Source organism: Streptomyces sp. UH6, assembly GCF_013421635.1.
In the GTDB taxonomy this organism is placed as follows: Bacteria; Actinomycetota; Actinomycetes; order Streptomycetales; family Streptomycetaceae; genus Streptomyces; species Streptomyces abyssomicinicus.
The window spans coordinates 1-8560 of record NZ_JACADT010000153.1 but is presented as its reverse complement, the minus strand read 5'-3'; the positions used below and the strand labels follow the sequence as shown (position 1 = coordinate 8560).

5 protein-coding genes are annotated in these 8560 nt (G+C 73.6%); all 5 read left to right on the top strand.

The features are described from left to right. On the top strand, positions 1 to 1417 hold a 1417-nt coding region (locus tag HW445_RS10995), incomplete at its 5' end, for an alpha/beta hydrolase (RefSeq protein ID WP_180220839.1). 484 nt (positions 1418 to 1901) lie between these two features. Further along, positions 1902 to 3323: an arylsulfatase gene (locus tag HW445_RS10990; protein ID WP_180220838.1), complete on the top strand. Its 1422-nt coding sequence runs from the start codon at positions 1902 to 1904 to the stop codon at positions 3321 to 3323. A gap of 72 nt (positions 3324 to 3395) precedes the next feature. After that, positions 3396 to 4334, top strand: coding sequence for a formylglycine-generating enzyme family protein (locus HW445_RS10985; RefSeq protein WP_218956831.1), 939 nt, complete (start codon positions 3396 to 3398; stop codon positions 4332 to 4334). A gap of 32 nt (positions 4335 to 4366) precedes the next feature. Continuing rightward, positions 4367 to 6097, top strand: coding sequence for a sulfatase (locus HW445_RS10980; RefSeq protein ID WP_180220836.1), 1731 nt, complete (start codon positions 4367 to 4369; stop codon positions 6095 to 6097). 224 nt (positions 6098 to 6321) lie between these two features. Next, on the top strand, positions 6322 to 8529 hold the full coding sequence (locus HW445_RS10975; protein ID WP_180220835.1) for a sulfatase-like hydrolase/transferase: 2208 nt from the start codon (positions 6322 to 6324) through the stop codon (positions 8527 to 8529). The last annotated feature ends 31 nt before the right edge of the window (positions 8530 to 8560 follow it).

The following is an 8560-nucleotide window of genomic DNA, read 5'->3' as shown; positions in this document are numbered from 1 at the left end:
TCCGGCTCCGCTCGACTGGCGTCCCTGCCCGGTGTCCGGGGGCCCCGAGGGACAGGAGTGCGCCGACCTGTCCGTCCCGCTCGACCACGCCGATCCCGCGGGTCCCCGGATCACGCTCGCGGTGACCCGGGTGGCCTCCGGCGACCCGTCCCGGCGGCGCGGCACGCTCCTGGTCGTCCCCGGCGGTCCCGGCGGCTCGGGGGTGAAGCGGCTGACCGGCACGGCGAAGGCGCTCCGCGCCCAACTGGGCGACGCCTACGACCTGGTGGCGTTCGACCCGCGCGGTGTCGGTGGCAGCTCACGCGCCGGGTGCGGGATCGCCGCCGAGGACCGTCATCTGGTCACCCTGCGGTCCTGGCCGGCCGCCGACGGCTCCGTCACCGTCAACGCGGCCCGCGCCCGCCGGACCGCAGAGGCATGCCGGGACAACGGCGGCGCCCTGGTCCGCAGCTACAGCACCGCCAACGAGGTCCGTGACCTCGAGCAGCTGCGCCTCGCCCTCGGCGAGGACAAGCTGTCGGCCTGGGGAACCTCCTACGGCGCCTACGTGACGGCCGTGTACGCCCAGAAGTACCCGCAGCGCACCGACCGGCTGGTGCTCGACAGCACGGGCGACCCGGACCCGGCGAAGGTGGCCCGGGGCTGGCTGGCGAACATGGCGCCCGCCGCGGCCCAGCGGTTCCCGGACTTCGCCGCCTGGGCCGCCGACCCGGCGCGCGAGAAGGACGGTCTGCGGACGGCCCGGCGGCCCGAGGACGTCGAGCCGCTGTTCCTCGCCCTCGCCGAGCGCCTCGACCGGCGGCCCAGGCGGACGGCGACCCCGGGCGTCCCGCTCGACGGGACCCGGCTCCGTCAGGCCCTCCAGAACGCCCTGTACGACGACGACCTCTTCCCCGGTCTGGCCCGCCTGCTGCTGGACGCCCAGGACCCCGGGGCGACGCCGGTCCTGCCCGGCGAACTCGCGGGCCCGATGCCCGACGAGGACGCCGCGGTCACCCTGGCCACCATCTGCAACGACGTCGCCTGGCCCCGGCCGGTCCCCGCCTACGCGCGTGCGGTGGCCGAGGACCGAAGGCGACACCCCCTCACCGACGGCATGCCGGTCAACGTGGTGCCCTGCGCGTTCTGGAAGACCCCGCCGGCCGACGAGCCGACCCGGATCACCGACGAAGGCCCGTCGAACATCCTGATGATCCAGAACCTGCGCGACCCCGCCACCCCCCACTTCGGCGCGCTCGCGATGCGTGAGGCGCTCGGGGACCGGGCCCGTCTGGTCACCGTCGACCGGGGCGGCCACGGCGTCTACCTCAACAACGGCAACGCCTGCGGCGACGGCGCCGTCACCGCCTTCCTGGCCGGAGGACGGCGCCCCGCGCACGACGTCCGCTGCGAGGAGGACCGGCCCGCCCGCCGGTGACCCGTTCGCCGTGACACGACGGCCGAAGGCCCCGGACCGCCCGGCCGGTCCGGGGCCTTCGGCCGCCGTGACGGCTCTGTGGCAGTCGTGTTTCGTCAGCCCAGGATCCGTGGCACTCACATCGATCGCGTGATCGAATGATCGTCATGCCGTTCGCCCGATCCGGCCGTCCCGTGCCGTTCGCCCGTCTCCGGTCCAGGCGCCGCGCCGACCACTACGACCAGATCTGTCGCTGACCCGGCCTCCGCGGCCCGGGCCCACCCGCCCCGCCGCGCGCGTTCCCCTCGAACACCGCTGCCCCGCCAACGACCGGGGCGGCGTGTCCATGCCCGGCACCACCGGCCTCGGCATGCCCCGCGTGACCGCGTGACCGCGTGACCGCTCGATCGGAGCGACCGGCACGCCCTAAGAACCCTCCCCCCCCGTGCCCCGTCGGCGTGCGCCTGACGGCAGGCGCGTCCCACCGCCGCTGAAAGGCACCTCCATGAGCACAGACAACCGCCCCGGCGTCTCCCGAAGAGCCCTGTTCGCCGGCGCCGCCGCGTCGGTGGTGGCCGCGGTGGCCGGAGCCACGGCAGCGACGCGCCCCGCGGCGGCCGTCGCCGAGGAACCGGGGACGGCGGACACCGGACGCGGCGGCAGGGCGCCCAACATCCTGCTGATCCTGCTCGACGACCTCGGGCGGGGCGAACTCGGTTCCTACGGGCAGCAGGTGATCCGCACCCCGGTGCTCGACGGCCTCGCCGCCCGGGGCGCGCGCTTCACCCAGGCCTATGCGACGCCCTCCTGCGCACCGACACGCGCCTCCCTGCTGACCGGACTGCACACCGGCCACGCGACGGTGAAGTCCAACGGCGACGCCGGCAAGGGACTGCGGGCCGACGACGTCACGGTGGCCGAAGTGCTCCGCGCCGCCGGCTACACCACCGGACACATCGGCAAGTGGGGACTGGGACCGGACAACGGGGACAACCCCAGCCACCCCAACCGCCAGGGCTTCGACCACTTCTTCGGTCACATCAACCAGACCCACGCCCACGACTACTGGCCCACCTACCTCTGGCGCAACGGCGAGAAGGTCCACTACCCGGAGAACGAGACGGCCGACGTCACCTACACCACCGACCTGTTCACCCAGGAGGCGCTGGAGTTCCTCGACCGCAACAGCGACGACCCGTTCTTCCTCTACCTGGCCTACACCACCCCGCACGCCCCGAACGAGCTCCCCAGCGACGCCCCGTACGGCGACGAGGACTGGCCCCAGGGCGAACGCAACCACGCCGCGCAGGTCACCCGGGTCGACGCGGAGATCGGCCGGGTCCTCGACAGGCTCGGCGAACTCGGCATCGCCGAGGACACCCTCGTCGTGGTGGCCAGCGACAACGGCCCCCACTCGGCCGGCGCGAAGTTCGAGCACGTCGGCAGCACGCTGCCGCACGACCCGGAGTTCTTCGACAGCAACGGGTCCCTGCGGGGCATCAAGTTCACCGTCTACGAGGGAGGCATCCGGATCCCGCTGATCGTCCGGCTCCCGCGGGTCCTGCGGGACACCGGGGGGATCGCCGACGGATCGGTCGTGCACGACCCGGTCGCCGTCTGGGACTTCCTGCCCACCTTCGCCGAGGTCGCCGGAGCACCCGCACCGCCGGCCCTGGACGGGGTCTCCTTCGTTCCCGCCCTGACCGGCCGCCGGCAGCCGGAGCACGACCACCTCTACTGGGAGCACGACCGCAAGGACCAGGCGGTGCGCTTCGGCAACTGGAAGGGCGTGCGCCCGAAGAACGGTCCCGTCGAGCTCTACCACCTGAACCAGGACCCCGGCGAGAGCACCGACGTCGCGGCACGGCATCCGGCGCTCGTCCGCAAGGTGGAGCGGCTGCTCGCCGGCGCGGTGGCGGGAGGCTGAGCCGTGAGCTGCTGCGCTCCCTCGGCCGGGAACCACACCTCGTGCGGTGCAACGTCATCGGGCGGCGGCCCGTTGATCGGCACCCTCACGGTCGGGCCGCCCGGGCCCTTCCGCCCCGCACCGGCCGACCGCACCACCCGCGGTCAGGTACGCCTGCCCGGCGGCACCTTCACCATGGGCGACGTCCAGGGCGAGGGCTACCCTGCCGACGGGGAGGGCCCGGTCCACCAGGTGCGGCTCCGGCCGTTCCTCATCGACGCGACCACGGTCACCAACGCGGCCTTCGCGGCGTTCGTCAAGGACACGGGATACGTCACCGACGCCGAACGCCTCGGCGTCTCGGCCGTCTTCCACCTCGCGGTCCGTGCCGAACGCCCCGACGTCCTCGGCCAGGCCGCCGGCACCCCGTGGTGGCTGACCGTCCGGGGCGCCTCCTGGAGGCGTCCGCACGGCCCGCTGTCCTCCGTCGCCGACCTGCAGAACCACCCGGTCACCCAGGTCAGTTGGAACGACGCGCAGGCCTACTGCGCCTGGGCGGGCAAACGGCTGCCCACGGAGGCCGAGTGGGAGTACGCCGCCCGGGGCGGCCTCGAGGGCGCCCGGTTCCCGTGGGGGAACGAACTCACCCCCCGCGGCCGGTGGTCGTGCAACATCTGGCAGGGCGTCTTCCCCACCCACAACAGCGCGGAGGACGGCCACGTGACGACCGCGCCGGTGAAGTCCTACCGGCCCAACGGCCACGGGCTGTGGAACATGGTCGGCAACGTCTGGGAATGGTGCGCCGACACCTTCGCGGCGGACACCTACGCGGCCCGGGCCGGCCGGACGCCCGTGGACGACCCCCGAGGCCCCTGGCACGACCCCGACCGGGCCGCGCCCCGCGTCATGCGCGGTGGCTCGTACCTGTGCCACGACTCGTACTGCTACCGGTACCGGGTCGCCGCCCGCTCCGCCAACACCGCCGACTCGGCCACCGGGAACATCGGCTTCCGCTGCGCCAACGACTCCTGACACACCGCCGCCAGAAGACCTCAAGGATCCCGATGAGAAACAGACACGCCAGGCGCCTCGGCCTGCTCACGCTCCCCGTCGCGCTCACCCTGACCGCCGTCGGCGCTCCCTCCGCCGCCCAGGGGACGACGGCCGGCGCCGGAAGGCCGGACGCCCCGCGTCCCAACATCGTCTTCGTCCTCGGCGACGACTTCGGCTGGACCGACCTCAGCAGCCCCCTCACCAACCAGGGCAACCCGAACGACTACTACGAGACACCGACGCTGGAGCGGATCGCCGCGGAGGGGACGGCGTTCGACAACGCCTACGCGTCCCCCAACTGCGCGCCGACCCGGGCCGCCCTGCTCACCGGCCTGTACGCGCCGCGGCCCACCAACAACATCTACCTCGTCGACGACCTCAACCGCGGCGGTGACGACACCCTGCTGGTCGGCCCGCCGCAAGGGCTGCCCGACGAGGACGTCGCGCTGCCCGCCGAGGCGGTCACGGTCGGCGAGCGGCTGCAGGACGCCGGCTACACCACGGGCTACCTCGGCAAGTTCCACGTCGCGGCGACACCGTCCGACATCACCGCCCAGCACGGCTTCGACGAGAACATCGGCGGGACCCACGCCGGCGCCCCGGGCGCCTACCACGCGCAGAACGGCACGTTCGTCCAGCAGATCGGTCCCGAGCTCGACGCCTTCGCGGCCGACTACACGCAGCAGTACGTCGACGAGAACATCAAACCCTTCTCGCACGGCACGGACCCCGCCGCCGTGGACGCCCTGGTGGGCACCGACAAGCACGTCTCGGACGCGCTGGCGGACGCCACCATCGACTTCGTGGACCGCAACAAGGACGAGCCCTTCTTCGCCTTCCTGAGCTCCTACGCCGTCCACACACCGGTGGGCGACAAGCAGGCACGCGCGGACCTGCTCGCCAAGTACCGGGCCAAGAGCCCGGGAGCGGGGCCGTCCAACGCCGCCTACGGCGCACTGGTCGAAGGGCTCGACCAGACCGTGGCCCGTGTGGTCGAGCACCTGGAGACCACCGCCGACCCCCGCCGCCCGGGTCACGTCCTGGCCGACAACACCGTCGTCGTCTTCACCGGGGACAACGGCGGCGTCGGCCGGTTCACCGACAACGGCCCCCTGCGGGGCGAGAAGGGCGAACTACGGGAAGGCGGCCTGCGCGTCCCGCTCATCGCCTGGAGCGGCAACCCCCGCCTGGTGGACGGCGGCACCGTCGACCACACCCCGGTCTACAGCGCCGACCTCCACACCACCTTCGCCTCCCTGGCGGGTGTGCGGACGGACGACATCAGGCCCCTGGACGGCGCGGACCTGAGCGGACTGTTCGCCGACCCGACCACCGAGCTGGACCGTGACGCCCTCTACTGGCACCTGCCCGGCTACCTGATCGACGACGCCCGCGACCAGCATCCGCAGTCGGTGATCCGGTCCGGCCGCTGGAAGCTGATCTACAACTACGAGGACCGGTCCTGGGAGTTGTACGACCTGGCCGCCGACATCGGCGAGAGCGACGACCGGGCCGACGAGGAACCCCAGGTGGTCCACCGGCTGGGTCACAAGCTGATCCGCTGGCTCGACAAGCTCGACGCACCCCTGGCGACCCTCCGCGAGGGGCAGGCGCCGCTGACCTTCCGGGTCTCCGGCGAGACCTACGCGGACGGCCACGTCTCCCGGCACCGGGGCGAGACGCTGGTCGTGGAGCCGGGCGAAGAGGTGCCGGTGGTGCTCGCCGCCCCCGCCGGCCACTGAGCAGCCTCCGACCTGACCCCGGGGTCCGTGCCTCCGGACCGGGCCCTGAGGTCCGCGCTTCCGGGCCGGGCCCCGAGGTCCGTGCTTCCGGGCCGGACTCCGGGGTCCGTGCTTCCGGGCCGGACTCCGGGGTCCGTGCTTCCGGGCCGGACTCCGGGGTCCGTGCCTCCGGGCCGGACTTCGTGGTCCGGCCCGCCTCTTTCCCTCCAGCAAAGGAGCCCCAGGTGCCCAGCCGCCGACAATTCCTCGCCGGATCCGCAGCAGCGCTCGGCATGGCCACGCTGCCCGCCGCGACGGCGGGCGCCGCCGGCTCGCCCCCCGGCCGCCGCCCGAACATCGTGGTGCTGCTCGCGGACGACCTCGGAAGCGGCGACCTCGGATCGTACGGCCAGCAGCTCATCCGGACGCCCCGTCTGGACCGGCTGGCCGCCGAGGGAACCCGCTTCACCCAGGCGTACTCCGCCGCCGCCGTCTGCGCGCCCTCCCGCGCCTCGCTGCTGACCGGCCTGCACGGCGGCCACGCACCGGTCCGGGAGAACCCCTTCGGCGGCCCGCAGGGGGCGCTCGGCGACGACGACACCACCTTCGCGGAGGTGCTGCGGGCCCGCGGCTACCGCACGGCCTGCATCGGCAAGTGGGGTTTCGGCCCGGAGGAGCCCGACCAGCCCAGCCACCCCAACCGACGTGGCTTCGAGGAGTTCTACGGGTACATCACGCACGGCCACGCCCACCAGTACTTCCCGGCCTACCTGTGGCACAACGACGAGCGCGTCGAACTCCCGGACAACGCCGACGGGGGCAAGGGCACCTACGTCGTCGACCTCATCGAGCAGCGCGCCAACGACTTCATCACCGCACACGCGGACGAGCCGTTCCTGCTCTACCTCACCCCGAACATCCCGCACGCCCCCAGCGACATCCCCGGCACCGGCGAGTACGCCGACCAGCCGTGGAGCGCGGCCGACAAGGGGCACGCGGCGCAGATCACCCGCCTCGACACGCTGGCCGGCTCGGTCGTGGACACGCTGCGGCGCCTGGGCATCGAGCGCCACACCCTCCTCCTGGTGACCAGCGACAACGGCCCCCACGAGGAGGGAGGCGTCGACCCCGACCTGTTCGACGCCAACGGGCCGCTCAAGGGCTACAAGCGCAACCTCTACGAAGGCGGCGTCCGGGTACCGCTCCTCGCCTGGTGGCCGGGCACCGTGGCCTCCGGAGTCTCCGACCGGATCACCCCGTCGACGGACCTCCTCCCCACCCTCGCCGAACTCGCCGGCGCCCCCGCGCCCCGGGACATCGACGGCCTCTCCGCCGCGGCGCTGCTCGCCCGCCGGCCCGGCGACGCGCCGGACCACGACCACCTCTACTGGTACCGCAACGACCCCGGCTCCACGGCACGGGCGAAGGCGGCGGACAAGGGCCGCATCAACACCCTCGCCGAGGCGGTGCGCCGCGACCGGTGGAAGGCCGTGCGGTTCGCCCCGGCCCGGGACCGTTCCGTGCCCGACGACCAGTGGCAGTTCGAGCTCTACGACCTGGCGACGGATCCGGGCGAGACCACCGACGTGCACGCCGACCACCCGGGACCGACGCAGGAACTCACCGCCCTGCTCCGCGCGGCCTGGGCGGAGTCCTACGACCGCGAGGGCTACGGCATCCGGCTCACGGTGCCCGAACTGGCCCTGCCGGGCGAGCCGTTCACCGTGACCGCGCTGCTCACCAACGCCTCCGCCCGCCCCTGGGAGCGCGCCCGGCTCAGGCTCACGGTGCCCGACGGCTGGCGGCTCCGGCCCGTCGCCCCGGGACCGGCCGGCGACCTCGCCCCGGGGGAGGCACTGGAGACCGCCTGGCGGGTCACCCCGCCGGCGCCCGCAACCCCCGCCGGCACGTGGACGCTGCACGCCGAGGGGAGCGCGGCGTACGGGCGCCGGCCCGTCCGCTTCGAGGCATGGGGAACGGTCGCCACGCCCCCGCCGGCGCCCACCGCCGACACCTACCTCAGCGACCTCCCCTGGCTGTCGGCCACCAACGGATGGGGGCCGGTGGAACGCGACACCTCCAACGGCAGGAAGCCGGCGGGCGACGGCACCCCGATCAGCTTCGGAGGCGTCACCTACGCCAAGGGCCTGGGGGTTCACGCCCACTCCGAGATCGTGTACCACCTCGGAGGCAACGCCTCCCGCCTCACCGCGGTCGTCGGCATCGACGACTTCTCCGCCCGGCAGAGCGCGGCCGGGGGCACGAGCGCGGAGGTCTGGGGAGACGGCGTGCGGCTGTGGGACAGCGGGCTGCTCACCGCCGCGGGCGGACCACGCCCGGTGGACGTGGACGTCACCGGTGTACGACTGCTCCGGCTGGTGGTGCGCAACGCGAACGACAGCACCTCCTACGACCACACGTCCTGGGCCGCGGCCCACCTCCGCGTCGGCTGACGTCACACGGGGCGCGTGACCCCGTACGACG

What these genes read in the sequence shown, in the direction of transcription:
- HW445_RS10990 (WP_180220838.1), top strand. Translation starts at nt 1,902, where the DNA reads ATGAGCACAGACAACCGCCCCGGCGTCTCCCGAAGAGCCCTGTTCGCC.
- HW445_RS10980 (WP_180220836.1), top strand. Translation starts at nt 4,367, where the DNA reads ATGAGAAACAGACACGCCAGGCGCCTCGGCCTGCTCACGCTCCCCGTC.